19 protein-coding genes and 1 pseudogene are annotated in these 22,885 nt (G+C 61.8%); 19 read left to right on the forward strand and 1 reads right to left on the reverse strand.

Annotation, left to right across the window (positions count from 1 at the left end):
* Window positions 1-11: 11 nt before the first annotated feature.
* Entirely contained in the window at window positions 12-923 is a 912-nt protein-coding gene (locus HCU66_RS18885) for a LysR family transcriptional regulator (RefSeq protein WP_205889899.1), read from the reverse strand.
* 328 nt (window positions 924-1,251) lie between these two features.
* On the opposite strand from HCU66_RS18885, the gene HCU66_RS18890 reads away from it, so the two are divergent.
* The 19 genes and pseudogenes from HCU66_RS18890 to HCU66_RS18980 all read left to right on the forward strand — a co-directional run bounded on the left by HCU66_RS18890 (window position 1,252) and on the right by HCU66_RS18980 (window position 22,866).
* Window positions 1,252-2,190: a VOC family protein gene (locus HCU66_RS18890; protein ID WP_205889900.1), complete on the forward strand. Its 939-nt coding sequence runs from the start codon at window positions 1,252-1,254 to the stop codon at window positions 2,188-2,190.
* 15 nt (window positions 2,191-2,205) lie between these two features.
* Window positions 2,206-2,568, forward strand: coding sequence for a Rieske (2Fe-2S) protein (locus tag HCU66_RS18895; RefSeq protein ID WP_205889901.1), 363 nt, complete (start codon window positions 2,206-2,208; stop codon window positions 2,566-2,568).
* Window positions 2,569-2,746: 178 nt separating this feature from the next.
* Window positions 2,747-3,871, forward strand: coding sequence for an FAD-dependent oxidoreductase (locus HCU66_RS18900; RefSeq protein WP_205889902.1), 1,125 nt, complete (start codon window positions 2,747-2,749; stop codon window positions 3,869-3,871).
* 128 nt (window positions 3,872-3,999) lie between these two features.
* Complete coding sequence (locus HCU66_RS18905) at window positions 4,000-5,679, forward strand: DUF1302 domain-containing protein (RefSeq protein ID WP_205889903.1); 1,680 nt, start codon at window positions 4,000-4,002, stop codon at window positions 5,677-5,679.
* 12 nt (window positions 5,680-5,691) lie between these two features.
* The gene (locus HCU66_RS18910; protein WP_205889904.1) at window positions 5,692-7,056 is read left to right on the forward strand and encodes a DUF1329 domain-containing protein; all 1,365 of its coding nucleotides are present in this window, start codon (window positions 5,692-5,694) and stop codon (window positions 7,054-7,056) included.
* A 71-nt stretch (window positions 7,057-7,127) separates the two neighbouring features.
* Window positions 7,128-8,231, forward strand: a complete 1,104-nt coding sequence (locus HCU66_RS18915) for a YCF48-related protein (protein ID WP_205889905.1) — start codon at window positions 7,128-7,130, stop codon at window positions 8,229-8,231.
* 4 nt (window positions 8,232-8,235) lie between these two features.
* On the forward strand, window positions 8,236-10,764 hold the full coding sequence (locus HCU66_RS18920) for an efflux RND transporter permease subunit (RefSeq protein ID WP_205889906.1): 2,529 nt from the start codon (window positions 8,236-8,238) through the stop codon (window positions 10,762-10,764).
* Between the two features lie 126 nt (window positions 10,765-10,890).
* A complete protein-coding gene (locus HCU66_RS18925) occupies window positions 10,891-12,093 on the forward strand; it encodes an MFS transporter (protein ID WP_205889907.1) in 1,203 nt (400 codons plus the stop codon).
* Between the two features lie 46 nt (window positions 12,094-12,139).
* Window positions 12,140-13,192 carry an aromatic ring-hydroxylating oxygenase subunit alpha gene (locus HCU66_RS18930; RefSeq protein ID WP_205889908.1) on the forward strand — a complete coding sequence of 351 codons (1,053 nt, stop codon included), beginning with the start codon at window positions 12,140-12,142 and terminating at the stop codon, window positions 13,190-13,192.
* The gene (locus HCU66_RS18935) at window positions 13,192-14,145 is read left to right on the forward strand and encodes a PDR/VanB family oxidoreductase (RefSeq protein WP_205889909.1); all 954 of its coding nucleotides are present in this window, start codon (window positions 13,192-13,194) and stop codon (window positions 14,143-14,145) included. The genes HCU66_RS18930 and HCU66_RS18935 overlap by 1 nt, the downstream gene beginning before the upstream one ends.
* A gap of 62 nt (window positions 14,146-14,207) precedes the next feature.
* A complete protein-coding gene (locus HCU66_RS18940) occupies window positions 14,208-14,780 on the forward strand; it encodes a cupin domain-containing protein (protein ID WP_205889910.1) in 573 nt (190 codons plus the stop codon).
* A complete protein-coding gene (locus HCU66_RS18945; RefSeq protein WP_205889911.1) occupies window positions 14,777-15,769 on the forward strand; it encodes a fumarylacetoacetate hydrolase family protein in 993 nt (330 codons plus the stop codon). Before HCU66_RS18940 ends, HCU66_RS18945 begins: the two co-directional genes overlap by 4 nt.
* On the forward strand, window positions 15,760-16,767 hold the full coding sequence (locus HCU66_RS18950) for an NAD-dependent epimerase/dehydratase family protein (protein WP_205889912.1): 1,008 nt from the start codon (window positions 15,760-15,762) through the stop codon (window positions 16,765-16,767). The genes HCU66_RS18945 and HCU66_RS18950 overlap by 10 nt, the downstream gene beginning before the upstream one ends.
* The gene (locus HCU66_RS18955) at window positions 16,754-17,539 is read left to right on the forward strand and encodes a cyclase family protein (RefSeq protein ID WP_205889913.1); all 786 of its coding nucleotides are present in this window, start codon (window positions 16,754-16,756) and stop codon (window positions 17,537-17,539) included. The genes HCU66_RS18950 and HCU66_RS18955 overlap by 14 nt, the downstream gene beginning before the upstream one ends.
* A pseudogene (locus HCU66_RS18960) lies at window positions 17,536-18,265 on the forward strand (FadR/GntR family transcriptional regulator). The gene HCU66_RS18955 and the pseudogene HCU66_RS18960 overlap by 4 nt, the downstream one beginning before the upstream one ends.
* A complete protein-coding gene (locus HCU66_RS18965) occupies window positions 18,262-19,224 on the forward strand; it encodes a LysR family transcriptional regulator (RefSeq protein ID WP_241015570.1) in 963 nt (320 codons plus the stop codon). Before HCU66_RS18960 ends, HCU66_RS18965 begins: the two are co-directional and overlap by 4 nt.
* A 100-nt stretch (window positions 19,225-19,324) precedes the next feature.
* Window positions 19,325-20,335, forward strand: a complete 1,011-nt coding sequence (locus tag HCU66_RS18970; protein WP_205889914.1) for an ornithine cyclodeaminase family protein — start codon at window positions 19,325-19,327, stop codon at window positions 20,333-20,335.
* Window positions 20,336-20,363: 28 nt separating this feature from the next.
* Window positions 20,364-21,380 carry a dihydrodipicolinate synthase family protein gene (locus tag HCU66_RS18975; protein ID WP_205889915.1) on the forward strand — a complete coding sequence of 339 codons (1,017 nt, stop codon included), beginning with the start codon at window positions 20,364-20,366 and terminating at the stop codon, window positions 21,378-21,380.
* Between the two features lie 16 nt (window positions 21,381-21,396).
* Window positions 21,397-22,866 (forward strand): succinate-semialdehyde dehydrogenase, encoded by a 1,470-nt coding sequence (locus tag HCU66_RS18980; protein WP_205889916.1) that lies wholly within the window; start codon window positions 21,397-21,399, stop codon window positions 22,864-22,866.
* The last annotated feature ends 19 nt before the right edge of the window (window positions 22,867-22,885 follow it).

Here is a 22,885-nt window from a genome sequence, read left to right on the forward strand (position 1 = left end):
AGCGGCGGCCACTATTGCTCCAGTTCGTTGATGATCTGACTGATCTTCGCGCGCAGCCAACGGTGCATCGGATCTCCATCCATGGTGCGGTGCCAGAGCATGAACTCACGCATCACCGGGATTTTCACCGGTGGTTGCAAGATGCGCAGCGGCAGGTAGTTGGCGTAGAGCCTGGCCATGCGCTGGAGCATGGTGGCGACGCGTTGGGTGCCGACGATCAACTGCGGCAAGGTGTTGAAGTCGTGGGTCACCACCTCCATGCGCCGCGTGAAACCGTACTGGCTCATCAGCCATTCTTCGACGCTCAGTTGCCGGTTGCGGCCAAAAATCACGGAGACATGGCCCATCTCGATGTACTGATCGAGGCTGATGCTGTCGCCCACTTGGGTGTTGCCGTCCCACACGACGCACACGTGCTCTTCTTCGAACAGCAGTTGCGATGGGTGGCCTTCGATCAGGTAGCGCTCGGGCACGATCATCATGTCGGCCTCGCCGCGCATCAGCAGCTCGGTGGAGGTGTCGCCGGGGCCAAGCAGTTCGAAGGTAATGTGCGGGGCTTCCAGGTAGATCTTCTGGATAACCCGGGCAAACAGAACGCTGATCAGATAGTCCGAGGTAATCAGGCGAAAATGGCGCTTGCTGGTGGCTGGGTCGAACACCGGCTTGGCGGTGATCGAGGACTGGATCGTCAGCAATATCTGGCGCACTGGCGCCGCCAATTCACGGGCATAGGGCGTGGGCTGCATCTTGCGCCCGACCTGCGCCAGCAGTTCATCTTCGAAGTAGACCCGCAGCCTGCCCAGTACACCGCTGGTGGCGGATTGGGTCATGTGCAGGCGTTCGGCGGCGCGGGTGATGTTCTGCTCTTCCAGCAACACATCAAGCGCCACCAGGAGGTTGAGATCCAAGTGGTTAAAACGCATGGCGGTCTCGATTCTTGTATTTATTTTGTAAATACCTTCCGACCTTCCTATCGCGGCGTCAAGCCCCATGACGAGGTGCGTCGACCGACGTTTTTGCGTTTTTTCACGTCGTTTGGCGCTGCGCAGCCAGGTATCGCGTTTGCCGATAGGTCGCATCCCGACAAGCGATTAGTCAGTACGTTTTTGCCACTTCAGTATCGGCCCACAGTCGGTTGGCCGTGACGCTCTATCGACTCCACAACCAGCATCAGCAGCTCACTGCCTGGCACTGCTCCCCTAAGTGGAGTGTCCGGCCCTTGTGCTGAATAATTTAAATGGAGTGGTAACAATGAACATCATTGGCCTTGATGCCTTGATTTTTGGTGTCGACGACATTCAAGCCTGTACTCATTGCCTGCGTGACTACGGCCTGCAACCTGTCGATGTCGACAGCGAGGGCGGTCGTTTTGAAGCCCTCGACGGTACTGCCGTGATTATCCGTCGTGCTGACGATGCCCGTCTGCCGGCGGCCATTGGGCCAGCCCCCTCGATTCGTGAAACCATTTATGGCGTGGCCGGCGTGGCTGATCTTGAGGCCATCGCCGATGAGTTGGGGCGCGATCGCCTGGTGACCCGTGGCGCCAATGGTTCGGTGCACAGTGTGGACGATATGGGGTTTGCCATTGGTTTTCAGGTCAGTGTGCGGCGCCCGTATAGCGCGCCGGCCGACCTGACCAATGCACCGGGTCATGCCCCCCAGCGTCCGGTCAACCAACCGGGCATCAACCCCGACATGCAGGCCCTGCCGCGCACCCTTTCCCATGTGGTGTATTTCGTGCCGGATGCGGCCAAGGCCGAGGCTTTTTACAAGCGCCTGGGATTCATGACCACCGACACCTTCGTTGGCGCCGGCCCGTTCATGCGTCCAGCCGGTTCCGATGACCACCATTGCCTGTTCATGATCCAGACGCCACCGCACATGAAGGGTTGCGAGCACTTCACCTTTCACATGGGCAGCGGCACGGAAGTGCTGCTGGCCGGGCGCCGCTTCGAACAGCAAGGCTGGACCAGCTTCTGGGGGCCGGGCCGTCACCTCTTTGGTTCCAACTGGTTCTGGTACTTCAACAGTCCTCTGGGCTGCCACATCGAATACGACGCCGACATGGACAAGCACGATGACGCCTGGCAAGCGCGCCAGGCGCCGTTGTCGGCGGATAACTCGCAATTGTTCCTGTTCACCTCCCGGGAAAAATGGTTCCCCAGCGGCCCGCCGCCCAAGCAGGCCTGAGTGCGGATTTCGTCGATGAGTCACGACGCCTTTGCGCTATGTCGCCTGGATGAACTGGTCGAAGGGCAGGCCCGTGGGTTCGATCCCCTGGGCTCGGGGAAGGACAGCGTGTTTGCCCTGCGCCACAGCGGCGAGGTGCGGGTCTATCGCAACAGTTGCCCGCACCTGGAGGTTCGCCTGGAGTATCGCAAGGACCGTTTTCTCAGCGTCGATGGCAGCCAGATCGTCTGTTACGCCCATGGTGCCCGCTTCCTTCCGGACAGTGGCCTGTGTGTCTACGGGCCGTGTCTGGGCGAGCGCCTGACGGCTTTGAAATGGCAGGCGCAGGCCGATTGGCTGGTGCTTGAAGCGGGTCAGTTGGAGGCGTTTGCACCTTAGTCAACGTATCGCGGTTGCTGATACATCGTATCCCTACATGCGATTAGTCAAACGCCTGCTTTGCCGAGAAAGTGAACACAACGCGCTAGCGAATGCGTGCAGAAACAGCCGGTAGTGAAGCCTGGGATCGCTCCGGCAGAACGCTAGCGTGAATAACAAGAATAAGAGTGAGACGAGCATGAACGCAGTGAAAAAGGTGCTTATCGTCGGTGGTGGTATCGGTGGTCTATGTGCCGCAATCGCTTTGCGTCGCCAGGACATCGAAGTCGATCTTGTCGAGCTCAAGACGCAGTGGACAGTCTACGGCGTTGGCATCATCCAGCAGAGTAACGTCGTGCGCGAGATGGCCAAGTTGGGTGTGTTGGACGGCTACCTCGACGCCGGCTACGCGTTCGAGGATGTGACCATCAATACCACCGCTGGTGAACAGCTGGCGCGAATCCCTGGTCAGCGCCTGGCCGGCCCCGAGTATCCGGCCAACGCCGGCATCTCGCGCCTGGCCCTGCATCAAGTCCTCAGCGAAACCACCATTGCCCTGGGGGCCTCGATTCGCCTGGGCCTGAGCGTCGAGACGCTGGAGCAGGCGGGCGAGGGCGTTGATGTGCTGTTCAGCGATGGCAGGCGCGGTCGTTACGATCTGGTCGTGGGCGCCGATGGCCTGTACTCAAAAATGCGCGGCTTGCTGTTCGGCGAGCAGTACCCGCCGCGCTTCACCGGCCAAGCGGTGTGGCGCTACAACTTCCCGCGCGCCGCCGGGATCGATCATCTGGCCACCTTCCAGGGACCCGCCGGCAATGCCGGGCTGGTGCCGCTGGGTCACGACCAGATGTACCTGTTCATGACCTCCCACGAGCCCGGCAACCCGAGGATGGAGGCCGCCACGCTGGCGACCCAGATGCGTCAGCGCCTGAGCGGTTTCACCGGGCTGATCGGTGAACTGCGCGAGCAGATTCGCGACAGCGAACGGGTGGTCTACAAGCCGCTGGAGGTGGTGTTCGTCAGTGAGCCTTGGTACCGCGGCCGTGTCGTGCTGATTGGCGACGCGGTGCATGCCACGACGCCGCACCTGGGCCAGGGCGCCGGCATGGCCATTGAAGATGCTGTCGTGCTCGGCGAAGAGCTGGTCGCCGGTGGCAGCGTCGAACAGCAGCTCGAACGCTTCATGGCGCGCCGATACGAGCGCTGCAAATTCATCAGCGAAAGCTCGGTGCTGGCCGGTGACAAGGAAATGGCCCACGACAGCAGTTTCGACCGGATCGGCCTGGTCAGGCGGATGCTCGAGGTCACGGCAGAGCCCATCTGAGGCGCCGGCAAGACTGAATTCGCTCACCCATGGATGTTTCATGCCTGTGCAGGCTTGGCCCGGTTGGACTGCGGGCGCCGTTTCACCAGAAGAGCTGACATACAACAACAATAAAGAGGGTTACTTCGATGGCTACTCGCAAGATCGCTGCGTCGCGGCGCGTCCCCTTCACCCTGACCCTTGCGGCCAGCCTGGGGCTTGGCGCTTCGGCTGCCCAGGCCTTTCAGATCGATACCGGCAATCCCGATCTCAGCTTGCGCTGGGACAACACGCTCAAGTACAGCGCGGCCTGGCGCCTTAAGGATCCCAGCAGCAAACTCAGCGAGGGCCAGACGGCGCTGAACCAGAATGACGGCGATCACAACTTTGGGAAGGGGCTGATCTCCAATCGCCTGGATATTCTTTCGGAACTGGACATCGGCTATCACAACTTCGGCGCCCGCCTGAGCGGTGCCGCCTGGTACGACACCGTTTACCAGGACCGCAACGACAATAACGACGCGGCCAGTGCCAACCAACGTTCGGTGGGCTTCGACGAGTTCACCAGTGACACCCGTCAGTTGCATGGCGGCGATGGCGAACTGTTGGATGCCTTTGTCTACTGGAACGGTGAGCTGGCCGACCGTGCCTTGTCGGTTCGCGCGGGACGCCACGGTCTGATCTGGGGCGAGAGCCTGTTCTTCGGCGGCAACGGCATTGCCGGTGCCATGGCGCCGGTGGACGTGGTCAAGGCGCAATCGGTGCCCAATACCCAGTTCAAGGAAATCACCCGGCCGGTCAACCAGCTCTCGACCGCCTACCAACTGACCGACAGTGTGTCATTGGGCGCCTTCTACCAGTTGGAGTGGGAAGCCACCCGCTTGCCTGGCGCCGGAAGCTATTTCTCCACCAGCGATACCATCGGCGACGGTAATGAAAGGTTGATCACAGGTGGGCCGTTCCCGGATTTCCTGGGCGGTAATGCCAATAGCCCGGCCGCGTTTTTCCATGGCAAGGACAAGAAAGCCAGGAACTCCGGCCAAGGCGGCCTGCAGCTCAAGTACAACACCGGGACGACGGATTACGGTCTGTACGCGCTGCAGTATCACGAGAAAACGCCCACGTTGTATTTGAAACCGAGTGCCACCGGGCCGAACTTCGGTACCGGGCAAGTCGGCGAATATTCCTGGGTCTACCCGGAAGACATCCGTGTCCTGGGTGCCAGTTTCGCGACATCCGTGGACGAGTACAGCTTTGCCGGCGAGGCCTCGATGCGCTGGAACATGCCGCTGGTGTCCAACGCCCAGACCGTCCTGCCGGGCGTCGACGCGGACAACAACGATGACGCCCTGTATGCGGTCGGCCGTACGGCTCACGTCAACCTCAACGTCCTGGCATCGCTGGGCCCTTCCTTCGTCGCCAATGAAGCCAGCCTGGTAGGGGAGATCGCCTGGAACCGCCTGCTGGCCGTGACCAAGAACCGTGCAGCCCTGGACCCTAACGCCACCGATGACGGCCTGGGCCTGAAACTGGTGTACACGCCCACCTATCGCCAGTTCTTCCCAGGCGTCGACATTAGCGTGCCGCTGGGCATCAGCTATTTCCCCATGGGCAAGTCGGCGGTGATCAGCGGGTTCGGCCCCGACAGAGGAGGGGACATGAACATCGGCGTCTCCGCCACCTACCTGGACCAAGTGACCGTGGGGCTGACCTACACCCACTTCTACGGTCCCGAGGACACCACGCTCGATGCCGCCAACCACTTCAATTACAAGCAGTCGTTGAAGGACCGGGACTACCTGGCTTTCTCCGTCAAGACCACGTTCTAAGAGGATTTGCGCATGACCATTCAGTTCACTCTAAAGGCCTTGTGCTTAACCCTGCTGGCCGCTGCCGCGCCGATGGCCTTGGCCGCCAGCGCCGAACAAGCGGCCGTGCTGGGCAAGACCCTGACGCCCTTCGGTGCCGAGAAAGCCGGCAATGCCGATGGCAGCATTCCGGCCTGGGATGGCGGCTACACCAAGGTCGATCCGGCCTACACGCCGGGCGGCAAACGCAGCGATCCGTTTGCCGCGGACAAACCCTTGTTCAGCATCACCGCGCAGAACCTGGCCAAGTACGCCGACAAGCTCAGCGACGGCACCAAGGAGCTGTTCAAGCGCTTCCCGGACACCTATCGCATCGATGTCTACCCGACCCGGCGCACGGCGGCCGCGCCGCAGTGGGTCTATGACAACACGCTCAAGAATGCGACCCGCGCCAAACTGATCAACAGCAGCGCCGGGCTGATCCCCGACGGTGCCTTTGGCGGGATCCCGTTTCCGATTCCACAGAACGGTACCGAAGCCATCTGGAACCACCTGCTGAACTGGCGCGGCACCTCGGTGGCGGGGCATTTTCGCCACTATCTGATGACTGCCGACGGCAACCAGGTGATGACGAGCGACGGTCTGTTGACCCAGGAAATGCCCTATTACTTCGAAGAGGGCGGCCCTGAAAACTACTCGGGCGACTACTGGCAGGTGCACTTTGTCAATCTCGGCCCGGCGATTCGTGCCGGCGAGCAGATCCTGGGGCGTGAGAACATCAACGGCGACAAATCCCAGGCCCATGTCTATCTGAGTGGCCAGCGCCGGGTGCGTACGCTGCCCAACGCCTGCTGCGATACACCGACGCCGTCCACCGCCGGGGTCATGTCCTTCGACGAGCTGAGCGTGTGGGGAGGTCGCACGGACCGGTTCGACTGGAAACTGGTGGGCAAGCAGGAAATGTACGTCCCCTACAACACCAACAAGGCGCAGAACGCGGCCCAGCCGCAGGACCTGTTAGGCAAGCACCATCTGAACCCGGATTACGTGCGCTGGGAGTTGCACCGCGTCTGGGTGGTCGAGTCGACGTTGGCCGCTGGCAAGCGCCACCAGTTGCCCAAGGGCCGTTACTACCTCGACGAGGACACCTGGCAAGCCCTGCTCGGCGACCGTTGGGATGCCAGCGGCCAACTGGCCAAGACCCTTTGGTCGCTGCCTTCCGTATTGCCTGACCTGCCAGGCCTGGTGCAGCTGTCCGCCGGTTTTTATGACCTGACTTCCGGCGCGTGGTTTATCCAGAACCTCTACGCCGGATTGCCGGAACAGTATCACGCGGTTGATCGCTACAAGGCCTCGGAGTTCTCGCCAGCGGCGATGGCTGGACGCGGCGTGCGTTAAACCTGAGCTGAGCGTGAAGGGCAGGCCTGTCGGTCTGCCCTCGGAATGTGAGTGTTTTTCCGAGGTGGGTTATGGACAGAATCAGTCAGGCGGGCGCGTTGTTCTTGGCCCTGTGTTTGCCCTTCGCCGCCAGCGAGTGCCTGGCAGGGCCTACTATCGTGGGCGCGCCGTTGAGCACCCCGGCCATGGCGGTACCGGCTGCGCAGAAGAGCGTATTGATCGATCTGGCGCGGGCCGGGACACGCCTGGTGGCCGTGGGCGAGCGCGGCCTGGTGCTGCTCTCCGACGACAATGGGCAAAGCTGGCGTCAGGCTTCGGTGCCGGTTTCGGTCAGTCTGACGGCGGTGCAGTTCGTCGATGCGCAAAAGGGTTGGGCGGTCGGTCACGCTGGCGTGGTATTGGCCACCCGTGATGGCGGCGAGCACTGGACGCTGCAACTCGACGGCGTGCGTGCGGCACAGCTCGCACTGGACGTCGCCAAGGCCGACCAGCCCAACGCTGCCAACCCGGATGACGCCTTGGCACGCGTACAAAGTGCTGAGCGTCTTGTGGCCGATGGTGCGGACAAACCCTTCCTGGCCCTCGAATTCATCGATGCACAACGCGGGCTGATCGTCGGCGCCTACGGCCTGGCGCTGTGGACTGCCGATGGCGGTGCTACATGGCAGTCGCTGATGGGGCACATCGCCAACCCGAACGGGATGCATTTGTACGCCATCAGTCACCAGGGAGCTCGCTGGTTCCTGGCTGGCGAGCAGGGTTACCTGGCGCGCTCGGATGACGACGCGGCTTCGTTCAGCCAGTTGGAAAGCCCCTATGAAGGCAGTTTTTTCACCTTGCAGAGCCGCGCCGATGGCGCCTTGCTGGTTGGCGGCCTGAGGGGCAATGCCTTTATCTCCAATGACGGTGGCGCAAGCTTCCAGCACCTGTCAGTCCCCATGCCGATTTCTTTCAACGACGCCACTCGCCTGGCCGGCGGCCAAGTGCTGCTGGTCAACCAGGGCGGCGGTTTGTTTCTCAACGGTGAGCAGGCCGGGACGGTGCTGCTGCCACTGGGCAAGCCCTTGGGTAAGCCTGTTTCAAGTGTGATCGAGGCCGCCGATGGCAGCCTGATCGTTGCCGGTTTCACCGGGCTGCAGCGTCTTGCTCAGCCATCCACTGCCGCTTCGGAGTGAGGTTATGACGTCCCCTGGTAATTTCCCCCAGTCCCCCGTGAATGCGTTCGATGAGTTTGATCCGCGTTCCGGCTCGGTGCTCGAGCGAGCACTGTTCAACCATCGCCTGTGGGTGTTGCTGCTGTGCCTGGCGACCACGCTGGTACTGGGTTGGCAGTCCAGTCGAGTCGAGCTCAATGCCAGTTTCGAAAAAATGATCCCCACCCACCATCCCTATATCGCCAACTACCTTGAGCACCAGAAGGAACTGAGCGGGCTGGGTAACGCGGTGCGTATCGCGGTGGTCAACAAGCGGGGCGACATCTACGACAGCGCCTACCTCAAAACGCTGCAGGCGTTGAGCGACAAGATCTATCTGCTGCCAGGCGTCGACCGTGCGTACATGAAGTCGCTGTGGACGCCGGCCACGCGCTGGGTGGCGGTGACCGAAGCGGGCCTGGACGGTGGGCCGGTCATTCCGGATAACTACGATGGCGGCGCCGCGAGCCTGGCGGCATTGCGGCGTAATGTGCAACTGTCCAACGAAATCGGCCAGTTGGTGGCGTTTGACCAAGCATCGAGCATCATCCATGTCCCACTGCTGCAGCGCACGCCCGACGGCCAGCCGTTGGACTACACCAAGCTGTCGCAACAACTGGAGTCGTTGCGTAGCCAATACCAGAGCGACAGCATCGACATTCGTGTCACCGGTTTCGCCAAGAAAGTCGGTGACCTGATCGCCGGCCTGCGGCAGATCCTGATGTTCTTTGCCGTGGCGATTCTGATCACCGCCGTGGTGCTCTACTGGTATACCCGCTGCATCCGCAGCACCTTGCTGGTGGTGTTCTGTTCGCTGGTGGCGGTGGTCTGGCAGCTCGGCCTGCTGCCGCTGCTGGGTTATCAACTGGATCCCTATTCGGTGCTGGTGCCGTTCCTGGTGTTTGCCATAGGCATGAGCCATGGTGCACAGAAGATGAACGGCATCATGCAGGACATCGGTCGCGGCATGCACCGCGTGGTCGCCGCACGCTTCACCTTTCGCCGCCTGTTTCTCGCCGGTCTCACCGCGCTGCTGTGTGATGCGGTCGGCTTTGCGGTGCTGATGATCATCAAAATCCGGGTGATCCAGGACCTGGCGATGATCGCCAGTATCGGTGTGGCCGTGCTGATCTTCACCAATTTGATCCTGCTGCCGATCCTGCTCTCCTATGTGGGCGTCAGCCGCCGTGCCGCGCGACTGAGCCTCAAAAGCGAGCACGCCGAACAAGCGGGCCAGCATCGCCACGGGTTTTGGCGTTTCCTAGACCTGTTCACCCAGCGCCGCTGGGCGGCGTTGTGCATCGCCCTGAGCCTGGCGCTGGCGACGCTGGGCTTCGTGGTCAGCCTGCAATTGAAAGTCGGTGATCTGGATGCCGGCGCGCCCGAGCTGCGTGCCGACTCGCGCTACAACCAGGATGACGCGTTCCTGACCCGCCATTACGGCGCCAGCAGCGATCTGTTCGCGGTCATGATCAAGACCCCCGCCAGCGCCTGTTCGCGCTATGACATCCTGAACAAGGTCGATGCCCTCGACTGGCAATTGCGCACCTTGCCGGGTGTTGATTCGACCAATTCCCTGGCGCTGCTTAACCGCCGGATGCTGGTGGGTCTGAGCGAAGGCAGCCCGAAGTGGTATGAGCTGCAGAACAACCAGGCGATGCTCAACATGGTCACCGCCGGAGCACCGCGCGGGTTGTACAACGAAGACTGCAGCCTGCTGACGCTTTACGTCTACCTCTCCGACCACAAGGCGCAAACCCTGAGCCGCCTGGTGGATCACGTCGAACAATTCGCCGCGGCGAACAATACCGACGAGGTCCAGTTCCTCCTGGCCGCTGGCAATGCCGGGATCGAGGCGGCGACCAACATCGTCGTCAAGCAGGCCAACCGCGAAATGCTGTTCTGGGTCTACGGTGCCGTGATCCTGCTCTGCCTGATCACCTTCCGCTCCTGGCGCGCCACGATTTGCGCGGTGATTCCACTGATGCTCACGTCGATCCTCTGTGAGGCGCTGATGGTCTGGTTGAACATCGGCGTCAAGGTCGCGACCTTGCCGGTGATCGCCCTCGGTGTGGGCATCGGCGTCGACTACGCGCTGTATGTGATGAGCATCCTGCTCGGTCATATGCGCCAGGGCACCAGCCTGTCGCAGGCGTATTACCGGGCACTGCTGTCCACCGGCAAGGTAGTGATGCTGACCGGTGTGACCCTGGCGATCGGCGTGGCCACCTGGATGTTTTCGCCGATCAAGTTTCAGGCGGACATGGGCGTGCTGCTGGCCTTCATGTTCGTCTGGAACATGGTTGGTGCGCTGGTGCTGTTGCCGGCCCTGGCTCACTTCCTCTTGCCGAGCAAACGTGTCAGCAAGGGGCAGGCTGAGGCCAGACCCAACCACCCGACGAGCCTGCCGCTGATGCCGGCCGTAGCCGAGGAGGGGGCCTGCGTGAAGCACTCGCTGCGCCTGACTTCGGGACACCATCAAACGACAACAGCCTCCAATCCCGTCGCGTCATAACAACAAGAAAGGACTTTCCCGTGCCTCGTATGTATCCGCTCCAGCAGTCTCTATGGCTTGACCTACTAGCCGGCCTGAGTGCCTTCGGCATGGCGTTCTGCGCGACCCAACCCGCGGAGGTGCACGATGAGCGTTGAACGCCAGGCGCGGTTGCCGCAATCCTTATTGCTCTTGCTCGGCAGTTGCCTGCCGGTACTCGGCGCGGTGCTGCTGGCCCCCATCCTGCCGCGTATGCAGGAACACTTCGCCGACACATCGGGCGTGGCTGTGCTGGTGCCCATTGCCCTGACGCTACCGGCGTTGATGATTGCGCTGTTGGCACCCGTGGCCGGGATCATCGCCGACCGGCTCGGGCGCAAGCCATTGCTGATCGGTGCGATGTTCCTCTACACCGTCTGTGGGGTACTGCCGCTATGGCTGGAGTCGCTACAGCTCATCGTGATCAGCCGCGCCGGTATCGGTGTGGCCGAGGCGGCGATCATGACCTGCTGCACCACGATGATGGGCGACTACTACAGCGGCGCGCGACGTGAGCGCATGTTCGCCCTGCAAATGGTTGCGACCTCATTGTCGGCGACGATTTTCATTGCCGTCGGTGGCGTGCTCGGCGAGCACGGCTGGCGCACCCCGTTCGCCCTGTATGGGGTGGGGCTGGTGTTCCTGCCGCTGATGCTTTGGTTGCTGTGGGAGCCACGCGCACATGTCGTCACGGCGACAACGGCGGTGAGGAGGGCATTCCCCTGGCGCCCCCTGGCACCGTTGTATGCCCTGTCATTCCTGGCCGGCTTGAGCCTGTTTATCGTGCCGGTACAAGTCGGTTACCTGCTCAATCTACTGCATGTCGAAGGGGCGCAGCAGATCGGCATGACCATGGGCGCCAGTCAGTTCGGCGTACTGGTCGGCGCCCTGAGTTTCCGCCTGTTCAGTGGTGTACCGGCGTACCGGCAGGTGCTCCTGGCCCTCGTCGCGGCCGGTATCGGTGGTGGGCTGCTGGCCGTGGCCGACAGTCATGGGCTGGTGGTGATCGCCGTACTGGTCAACGGCTTGGGCATCGGCCTGATGATGCCGACCTTGCTCACCTGGATCATGGCCCAGATCGACTTCCAGCAGCGCGGCCGCGCGGCCGGCGGCTTCACGGCGATGTTCTTTGCCGGTGAGTTCGCCAGCCCGCTGGTGGTGCTGGCCATCACCGGTGGGGTGAGCAGCGCTTTGCCTGCCGCGCTGGGGATCGTCGCCGGCCTTCAACTATTGGTAGCCCTGGCCTGCATTCGGTTGCGTGGCCGCGGGGCGGCTTTTCCCGCCGCTGTTGTCGCAGACCCTGATAGCTGACCTGCCCATTCGACGTTATCAAAATAAGAAAAACGAGGAGAACATCATGAGTTACTTACTCAACACCTGGTACATCGCTGGATGGGCAGACGAGCTGACGCAAGGTGGGATGCTTGGCAGAACCATCGTCGAGCGCCCCATCGTGTTCTTTCGCGATAGGCAGGGTGTGATTCGGGCGCTCGCCGATCGCTGCCCGCACCGTTTTGCCCCTCTGCACATGGGCAAGATTGTCGGCGATAGCGTTCAGTGTCCGTACCACGGCTTGCATTTCGATGGCAGTGGTCAATGTACGCACAATCCCCATGGCGATGGGACGATTCCCAAGGCCGCCTGTGTTCGCGCGTTCGCGGTCGTCGAGCGGCATGGGGCGATCTGGGTCTGGCCTGGCGATTCGAGCCTGGCCAACGATGCGCTGATCCCTGATTTTTCCTTCCTCGAACAGGCCCCAACCCATGCCAAGGGACATGGGTATTTGCCCACCCGCGCGCACTACGAGCTGTTGGCCGACAACATCATGGACTTGAGCCACGTTGATTTCCTGCACCCCGATACGCTCGGTGGCGGAGCGTTGTCACGCACGCGCGCCACCATCGAGGAGTTGCCCAACGATCGCGTGCGCATCAGTTGGTGGGCGCCTGATGATGTGCCTCCACCGGCTTTCGGCACGCACCTTGAAGACCCGACCCGGGCTGACGTCTGGGCCGAAGTCATCTGGCACGCACCTGGCCTGATGCTACTGGGCAGTGGCGCCACGCCTCCCGGGCGCCCCAGGGAGGAGGGACCCGTGACATGGAACCTGCACCTGATGACACCGCAGGACGCGACGAACACCCATTACTTCTTTGCCAACACGCGCAGCTTCGAGCAAGACAATGCGCAGTTGAATGCCTTCGTCCAGGAGATGTTGATCGGTATTTTTGCCGGCGAAGACAAGCCCATGGTCGAGGCTCAACAGCGCCAGATTGGCGAAGTTGAACTGTTTGGCCTCAACCCTGTGTTGCTGCCAGTCGATGCAGGGGCCGTGCGTTGCCGGCGTGTCTTGCGTCGGTTGATCGAGTCGGAGCGGGTGGCCGCAGAACAGTCAGTGGGTACCCGGTGATGATCGATGTCGTTGTGACCCGCAAGCGTCGCGAAGCCGAAGGCATCTACAGCTTTGAACTGGCCCCGGTCGAGGGTTCCATGCTGCCTGCGTTCAGTGCCGGCGCGCATATCGACGTGCACCTGCCCAATGGCCTGGTGCGCCAGTACTCGCTGTGCAATCACCCGGAAGAACGCCACCGTTACCTGCTGGGCGTGTTGCTCGACCCGGCGTCTCGTGGCGGTTCGCAGGCCATGCACGAACACGTGCACGAAGGCAGCCGGCTGCGGATCAGCGAGCCACGCAACCTGTTCCCGTTGGAGCATGGGGCGGGGTACAGCGTGCTGTTCGCTGGCGGTATCGGTATTACGCCGATCCTCTGCATGGCCGAGCGGCTGGCGCGGACCGGCGTGCCTTTCGAGCTGCACTACTGTGGTCGTTCGGCCGGGCGCATGGCCTTTATCGAGTACATCCGCCAATCGCCGTTCGCCCATCGCGTGCACGTTCATGTGGACGATGGCGAGCAATCCCAGCGCCTCGACAGCGCTCGGGTTTTGGCCGCGCCGGCCAGTGACCGTCACCTGTACGTCTGTGGCCCTAATGGCTTCATGGAGCACGTGCTTGGCACTGCGCGTGAGCAGGGTTGGGCCGAGGCGCAACTGCACCGTGAATACTTTACCGCCGCCGCGGTCCCGGCGGGTGAGTCGGGCGGGTTCGAGGTGCAGTTGGCCAGCACCGGCCAATGTTTCCAGGTGCCCGCCGCGCTCAGCGTTGCCCAGGTGCTGCTGGAGGCGGGGATCGACATTCCCTTGTCCTGCGAGCAGGGCATCTGTGGCACCTGCATCACGCGCGTGCTGGAGGGCGAACCGGAGCATCGCGACATGTTCTTGACCGATGCCGAGCGAGCCCGCAACGACCAGTTCACGCCTTGCTGCTCGCGTGCCCGGAGTGCCCGACTGGTGCTCGATCTTTAAGATTTTTTCATGAATCCACCTTACCCGCTGCCGCGTTTCGCCAACTGATTGAGGAGTCGAACATGCAACAACTTCCGGGTTTCAAACGTGTAGTCACCGGGCACGATGCCCAGGGCCGGGCGGCGGTCGCGCTCAGCGGCCCGACGCCGAACAGTTTCCCGCTCAAGGCCGTACCTGGCACGGTCTTCCATGAGATCTGGAACAGCGGCGCCAGCCCGGCCTTACTGGACAACGGCGATGACCCCACCAGCAAACCGCTTCAATTGAGCCCGGCACCGCTGGGCAGTGTCATTCGCGTGGTGGATATTCCGCCTGACAGCGTGCAGAACCAGGTCAGTGCCGAGGATGCGGCGGCGGCCTTCGCCGAAATTGGCCAGGCCCATGCCGGCACCGGACAGGCTGATTCCAAGCACAAGCTGATGCACCGCACCGAAACGCTCGATTACGGCGTGGTCACGGAGGGCGAAGTCTGGCTGGTGCTCGATGGCGAGGAAGTGCATCTCAAACGCGGTGACATCGTCGTGCAGCGCGGCACCAATCACGCCTGGAGCAATCGCACCGAACAGATGGCGCGCATGCTCTTCGTCCTGCTCGATGGCCGCTTCGCGCCTGAGCTGCAAGGAGAACAGGCATGAAGCTCAGTACCCTCAAGAATCACAGCCGCGACGGTCGCTTGTTGGTCGTGTCACGCGATCTGGCCTGGGCGGTTGATGCCAGCGATATTGCCCAGACGCTGCAGGATGCCATCGAGCGTTGGTCCAGCGTCGAGACCGCTTTGCGCTCGCGCTATGACGCCTTGAATGAAGGCACGCTGGCAGGTGCCTTTGCCTTTGACCCGCAGCAGGCCGCCGCACCGTTGCCACGCGCCTGGCAGTGGCTGGACGCATCGTCCTTTCTCAGTCATGGCGAGCGGATGCAGAAGGCTTTTGCGCTGGATCCGATCGAAGGTGTTGAACACACGCCGCTGATGTATCAGGGCTGTGGCGATGACTTCCTGGGCGCCCACGATGACATCGTGCTGCCCAGTGAAACCCATGGTATCGATTTTGAAGGTGAATTCGCGGTGTTGGTCGATGAAGTCCCCATGGGCTGCTCGGCGCAAGACGCTGTCGACCATATTCGGCTCATTGTGCAAGTCAACGATGTCAGCTTGCGTGCGCTCGCCCCCCGTGAAATGAAGACCGGCTTCGGTTTCATCCAGGCCAAACCCTCATCGAGTTTCGCCCCAGTGGCGATCACCCCCGACGAGTTGGGCGAGGCCTGGTGCGACGCACGTGTGCACTTGCCGCTGAAGGTCGAATGGAATGGCAAGTGGTTCGGTCATGCCCATGGCGGCGCCATGCATTTCGGCTTTCATCAATTGATCGCCCATGCGGCCTTGACCCGCCGCCTCAGGGCAGGCTGCGTGATCGGTTCGGGCACGATTTCCAATGCCGACCCCAGCGTTGGCGCTGCCTGCATCGCTGAACGTCGTGCCGTTGAGATGATCGAGCAAGGTGCGCCACAGACCTCCTTCATGCGTTTTGGCGACCGCGTGCGCATGGAGGTCTTCGATCGGCAGGGGCAATCGGTATTCGGAGCGATTGACCAGCGTGTCGTGAGTGGAGACCGCTCATGCGCGTGATGATTACCGGTGCCAATGGTTTTGTCGGGCGGGCACTGGCGCAGCGTTTGCTCGATACGAATCGATTGCGAGGCCAGCCGATCAGCGCATTGATCCTGCTGGATAAAGAACTGACGGGTTTTGCCGACGACAAGCGCCTGCGTCGTCATTACGGCAGCGTCACCGATGCCGCGTTGCTGCGGCGCGCCCTGGCTGATGGCATTGATGTGGTTTTCCATTTGGTGAGCATCCCCGGTGGTGCGGCCGAAGAGCAATATTCGCTGGGTTATCAGGTCAACCTGTTGGCAAGCCTGGAGTTGCTTGATCAGTTGCGCGAGCAGCCCAGTCGACCGGTGCTGGTGTATGCCAGCAGCGTAGCGGTGTATGGCGGCGACCTGCCGGCGCGCATGGATGAGCGTGCCGTGCCGAACCCGCAGTTGAGCTACGGTGCGCACAAGGCGATGGTGGAGATGGCGCTCAACGACCTTGCCCGCCGAGGCGATGTGGACGGTCGTGCCGTGCGCTTGCCCGGCATTGTCGCCCGTCCACGTGAACCCAATGGCCTGCGTTCGGCGTTCATGAGTGACATGCTGCATGCCTTTGCCCAGGGCGAGCCGTATTGCTGTCCGGTATCGCCCCAGGCACAGGCATGGTGGATGTCGGTCAGTTGTTGCGTGGATAACCTGTTACGGGCCGCCGAGTTGCAGGTCGGCGAGCTTGGCGCGTCACGGGTCTGGCAACTGCCGCTGTTGCACCTGTCCATTGCCCAGGTCATCGATGCCCTGGCCATTGCCTACGGCCAGGAACGCCGCGCGCTGATCAGCTTTGCGCCGGATGCCCGCCTGCAAGCGCTGTTCGGCAGTTTCCCAGCGATGAAAACCCCGCTGGCCCGCGCCCTTGGCTTTCGCCATGACGGCTCGGCAGCCGCCTTGATACGCCATAGTTTGAAACCTGCTGCCGCGCCGCGCCGTGCGCGTGGACGGGTGGCGCTTGGAGTGAGCGAAAATGCAATCGACTAAACGCCGTCTGGTGGACCTGTCCGTTACCCTGGACAACAACCCCTACACCGATCCGCCGCCATTGCTGCCGAAAATCGACTACATGGACCACCAGCAAGGCTGGCCGGAGATGGCCGCGATGTTTCCCGGCCTGTCCAAGGCGCAACTGCCCGGCGACGAATCCTGGGCGGCTGAGCGCTTGCAGATCACCACACACAGCGGTACGCACATGGACGCCCCTTGGCACTACGCCTCGACCACGGACGGTGGCAAGCCGGCGTTTGGCATCGACGAGCTGCCGCTGGACTGGTGCCTGCAACCCGGCGTGAAGCTGGATTTTCGTCATCTACCGGATGGCCATGTGGTCAGCGCCGCCGAAGTGCAAGCTGAGCTGGAACGCATCGACCACGTGCTACGGCCGCTGGACATTGTCCTGGTCAACACCCGTGCCGGTGCGTTGTTTGGCCAGCCGGGCTATCTGGATGCCGGGGTCGGCATCGGCCGCGAGGCCACGTTGTATTTGCTCGAACGCGGTGTGCGCGTGGTTGGTACCGATGCCTGGAGCTGGGATGCGCCGTTCAAGTACACGCGCGAACGCTTCGCCGCCACGGGCGACGCCTCGATCATCTGGGAAGGGCACAAGGCCGGACGTGACATCGGCTACGGCCAGATGGAGAAACTGGCCAACCTGGAATGCCTGCCGGCCCATGGTTTCCAGGTGTCCTGTTTCCCCTACAAGATCAGGCACGCCTCGGCCGGTTTCGTCCGCGCCGTAGCGATTTTCGAGGAATGAGCGTGCCGGCGGCCGGTGGGGAAAAACGCGGTAGCCTTTCCCAGGGGCTCGAGGCGCTGCTGTCCGGGCACATTCTTGAGGGGCGACTGCGTGGCGGTGAAAAGCTGCCCACCGAGTCGGCCCTCATGCGTGAGCATAGGGTCAGCAGAGCCGTGGTGCGCGAGGCCATGTCGCGTCTACAGGCTGCTGGAATGGTTGAGACACGTCATGGCATCGGTACGTTTGTGCGGGGTAGCGCCCTGTCGCTGGGAGCCTTCATCGACCCGGCGACCATCGGCATCATCACTGATTCGCTGGCGATCATGGAGTTTCGGATCGGTCTTGAGGTAGAAGCCGCCGGGCTCGCCGCCCAGCGACGTACCCCGGATCAGCTGGGTGAGTTGAGGGCGCTTCTCGATCAGCTTGGACAGGCTGCAATCAGCGTCAATGATCGGGCAGCGCTGGACTTTCAGTTCCATTTGAACATTGTGCGGGCGACAGGTCATCACTACATCGTCAACACACTGCTCAACCTGGGCGAGGTCATCATCCCGCGCAGCCGACTGGATTCTGCGCGTCTGTTTCACGATGAACCTTTGCATTACGAACAGCGCATGCAAAGCGAGCACGAGCAGATTTATCAGGCGATCTTCAATCAGGACGTTGAATGCGCGCGCTGCTATGCGCCTTCATCTTCATGACAGTCGCGAGTATCTCCATCAAGCCCGACAAGAGCTGATGACATGACGAATAACAAAGACATTCAGAGTGCACCTGTGCCTGGTACAGCCTCGCCGTATCCTGCCACTGCGCTAACGATCATCGATCCTCGCTGGACCTTGTTCGTACGTGTCGTGGCGGCTGGAAGTCTCAGCAAAGCCGCCGTACTGCTGGATATGCCGCAGTCCATGGTAAGTCGCAATATTGCCTTGCTCGAGTCGCAATGTGGCGAGCGCCTGTTTCATCGCACCGGGCGTGGAGTAGTCCTGACCGAATTTGGAGAGCAACTGCTGCCTTGCATATCGGATCTTCTTACGGACGCTGAAAGCCTTGCCGATGACATTCGCAACCTACGTGGAAAACCGGTGGGCGAGGTGGTCGTGGGTATGTTGCCTTCTGCGGTGCGTCGGTTTGCGGGGACGCTTTTTTCTGCGGTGCGCGCGCAGATGCCAGGGGTGAGATTGCACCTGATCGAGGGCGCGAGCGCTCAACTCGAAGAGCAGTTGCACGATGGTCGCCTGGATATGGCGCTGGTGCTGCGCGAGAGCGAGGCAAGCATTGGGCAAGCCCACCTGCTGGCCAGGCTACCGTTGCATCTGGTGGGGCCCGCCGTCGATCCTCTGTTCGGCAATCGAGATATTGCGTTAAAAAATCTATCGGGGTTGCCATTGGTCGTGCCTGGGCGACCGCATCTGCTGAGGGCCAGGCTCGATCATCTGGCCGCCGAGCATTGCGTGGAGTTGAGCGTTGCCGTCGAAGCTGACTCCGTCCAACTCCAGTACGAAGTCGTGGCGGCCGGTGGCGGCTATGCGATTGCTTCTGTGCTACCAGGCTCACTGGATCAACGGCTGATGTCATCGCGCATCGTCGAGCCGCCGCTTCTCGAGCGCTTCGTCGTGCTGGTCGAGTCGCCCCGTCGCCCCTTGACCCGTGCCTCCCGTGAAGTGCGACGGTTGATCTGCTGTCTGGCCATGCCATCGATTTGAGCGATATCTGCTTTCGATCCCCAGCAGTATTCGGTGGGAGGGCGCGCCTCGTAGGGTGTCAGTCAATCAATGATCGATACCTGATTGCGAGGTTAGCGCTATGCATCACGCCCAAGAATCCCAAGTCATTGCCCCGACGCTTTTTCTCAGCGACGCCGATGTTGTCTCGCTCGCCGATTGGAGCACCGCCGTTGCCGCGCTCGCCGAGGCATACGCACGCCCTGCATCGGATGCCATGGTGCCGCCTCGCTCCATGGCCCGGGGCGATGGTATCTGGCTGCGCAGTTTGACCGCTGTCCCTCCGGCTGGCGGCCATATGGGCTGCAAGTTGATCGCGGCTTCCATGCGGGCGCGCTGCGCCAGCTACCTGATCGCATTGTTCAACCAGCAAACCATGGCGCTCAGCGCCCTGATCGATGGCAATCGGGTGACGGGTTTACGCACCGCGGCAACCGCTGCGCTGGCAGTCGATTTGCTAGCGCCCAAGCGCGCGCTGCGGGTGGGTGTGATTGGCTCGGGGTTTGAGGCCCATGGTGCGTTGGACTGCCTCAAATCTGTGCGCGATGTGGCCCATGTCCGGGTATTCAGTCCAACGCCTGCGAGCCGCGAGCGATTTGCCGAAAGCTTCAGGCCGGGGCTGGATATCCAAGCGGTGAACACTGCGCAAGAAGCCGTGCAGGACTGCGATGTCGTGATTTGCGCCGCACGCAGTCGTGACGAGTCCCCCGTGCTGCAAGGGGCGTGGCTTTCTGCAGGCACTACGGTCGTGTCATTGGGGTCCACCTTGCCTGAGCAACGGGAGGTTGACCCGGCCACGATGGATCGAGCCGTCTGCATCGTCGCCGATATGCCGCAAGAGGTGCTTCACGATACGGGGGACGCCATTGCTGCGATCAGTGCCGGTGTTTATGTCGCCGACAAATTGGTCGCGCTGTCGGACCTGGTGGCGGGTCGTGTCAACCCGCGCCAAAACGCGAGCGACATCGTCCTCTACAAATCGGTGGGCTCGGCGCTGCAGGATGTCGTCATCGCACAAGCGCTGTACGAGCGCGCCAGGCAACAAGGCCTCGGTATCGAGTTGCCCGCCAGCATTGTCCCTGTCTCGAAATAACCCCTCCACTGTCCGAAGGAAAATCATCATGGCTACTTACAAGAAAGCGGATGCCCGTGCCTGGGCGCGGGAAAACCTGGTGGGCTGCTCGGCTGTCACCATCCCAAGTTTCAGTGCCGATCTGAAGCGTCTCAATGAGCGTGGCGTACGCCATGACATCGAACATACGGTTGGCCTGGGCTACAGCAGCACGTTGCTGTGCAGCGAGCTGGCAATCTCTGCTCAGGAAAACGCGCAATTCACCGCTTGGGCGCGTGAGTCGGGGAAAGACCTGATCCTGTTCTTTCACGCAGCCTTTGGCACGCTTGCCGAGAATATCGAGGCGGTGAAGCTCGCCGAGAATGCCGGTGCGGACATCGTTCTGCTGTCCTACCCGCCGCAGTTCTGGCCGACCAGCGAGCAGGAAATTTACGACTACACCAAGGCATTCTGCGACGCGACGGACCTTGCCGTCATGCTGTTCCCGATTCCGCTCTGGGGCTTTGAACGCGTGCATCCGGCGGGTATGTCGTTGGAATTGGTTCGTCGGCTGTTGGCCGATTGTCCGAACATCGCGGCCATCAAGTCGGAGCAGGGGTTTCCGCTGCCGGCGGGTATTTGCGAAATGTATTACCACTTCCGTGATCAGGTGGTGATCAGTTGCCCGATCGAAGCTGATGCGATCCCCTTGATGAGCCTGATGAAGCTGCAGTTCTCCGGTACCAGCAACACGGCCTGGATGAGCGACTACTACCCGAAAGCTTTCGAACTGGCCCGCACGGGTCGCTTCGAAGAGGCAATGGAACTTTATTGGAAGGTCAATCCGGCTCGCAGTGCCAACGGCGCCGCCGCTCAAACCTATGCCGGCGGTACTGGGGTGCTCAATCGCACGATGTGGAAATACCAGGACTGGCTCGCCGGTTTCAACGGCGGCCCATTGCGTGCCCCGGCGATGCGCGTGCCGGATCGTCTCATGAAGTCCCTGCGTCAAGGGTTGGTTGCAGCGGGGCTGCCGGTGACTGCGGATCCTGACAGCGCCTTCATGATCGGGCGTCACCCTTGCTGATGATGAGGATTGCACAGTGAAGCATTTACTTAAGGATCCCACGCTGTGGCGTACCGGTGCCTACATCGCTGGCGAATGGCTGACCAAGACGCTGCACGGTCAGTACACGCTACGTAATCCGGTGGATCAAACGGTGCTGGCCGAGTTGCCGCGCTGCCGTGAAACTGAAGTTCGGCACGCCATCGACGCGGCGCATGAGGCTTTCGGCCCGTGGCGTCGCCTGACGGCCAAACGCCGTGGCGAGGTGTTGCGCCGCTGGTATGAGTTGATGGTTGAACATCGGGAGGATATTGCCACGCTGATTACCTTGGAGGAGGGCAAGCCTCTGGAGGAGGCGCGCGGCGAAGTCGATTACGCGGCGTCTTTTGTACGCTGGTTTGGCGAGGAAGCCACGCGGGTGCGTGGCGAAATGATCCCGGGCGTAAAGGACACTCAGCGCATCGTTGTACTGCGCGAACCCATCGGGGTATGCGCCGCGATCACGCCTTGGAACTTTCCCGCTGCCATGATTACGCGCAAGGCCGCTCCGGCCCTCGCGGCCGGTTGCACAATGGTCGTGAAACCGGCTAGCCAGACGCCCTTGACCGCCCTGGCACTCGCCGAACTCGCCCAACGCGCGGGTGTGCCGGCCGGTGTTTTCAGTGTGATCACCGGTAATGACACCCGAGACATTGCCGGTGAACTCACGGCCAACCCGTTGGTGCGCAAGCTCACGTTCACCGGTTCTACTGAAGTCGGCCGGCTGCTGTTGGCGCAAGCGGCGCAAACCGTGAAGAAATGCTCGATGGAGCTGGGCGGCAATGCTCCGTTCATTGTCTTCGATGATGCTGACCTCGATGCGGCCGCCGACGGCGTGATGCTGGCCAAGTTCCGCAACAGCGGCCAGTCATGTATCGGCGCGAATCGGGTGCTGGTGCAGTCCGGGGTGTATGACGCACTGGCCGAGCGCATTGTCGAACGTGTGGCACGGCTTAACGTTGGCAACGGCCTTGAGCCAGGTATGCACGTGGGGCCATTAATAGACGAAGCCGCGGTGCGCAAATCCCAGGCGCTGATCGATGATGCGCTGGCGCAGGGCGCGCGGCTGTTGTCCGGCGGCACCCGTCACGCCCTCGGTGGCGGCTTCTTCCAGCCCACGGTGCTTGCGCAGGTGACGCAGGCGATGCGGATCGCCCAGGAGGAGATCTTCGGCCCGGTCATGCCGCTGTTGCGTTTCGAGACGGATGACGAGGCGATCACCATGGCCAATGACAGCGAGTATGGCCTCGCGGCCTACCTGTTCAGCCGCGATGCGGCGCGTATCTGGCGTACCGCTGAGGGCCTTGAAGCCGGCATGGTCGGGATCAACAGCGGCTTGATATCGAATGAGGTCGCTCCCTTCGGTGGCGTGAAGCAGAGCGGTCTCGGTCGGGAGGGATCCCACCTGGGGATCGACGAGTTCCTGGAGGTGAAATACCTCTGCTGGGATGGCTTGGAAAGCGTTTGAATCATTGCAGGTAAAGGCC

Origin of the sequence: Pseudomonas frederiksbergensis, assembly GCF_017114915.1 — a bacterium.
GTDB lineage: Bacteria > Pseudomonadota > Gammaproteobacteria > Pseudomonadales > Pseudomonadaceae > Aquipseudomonas > Aquipseudomonas frederiksbergensis_I.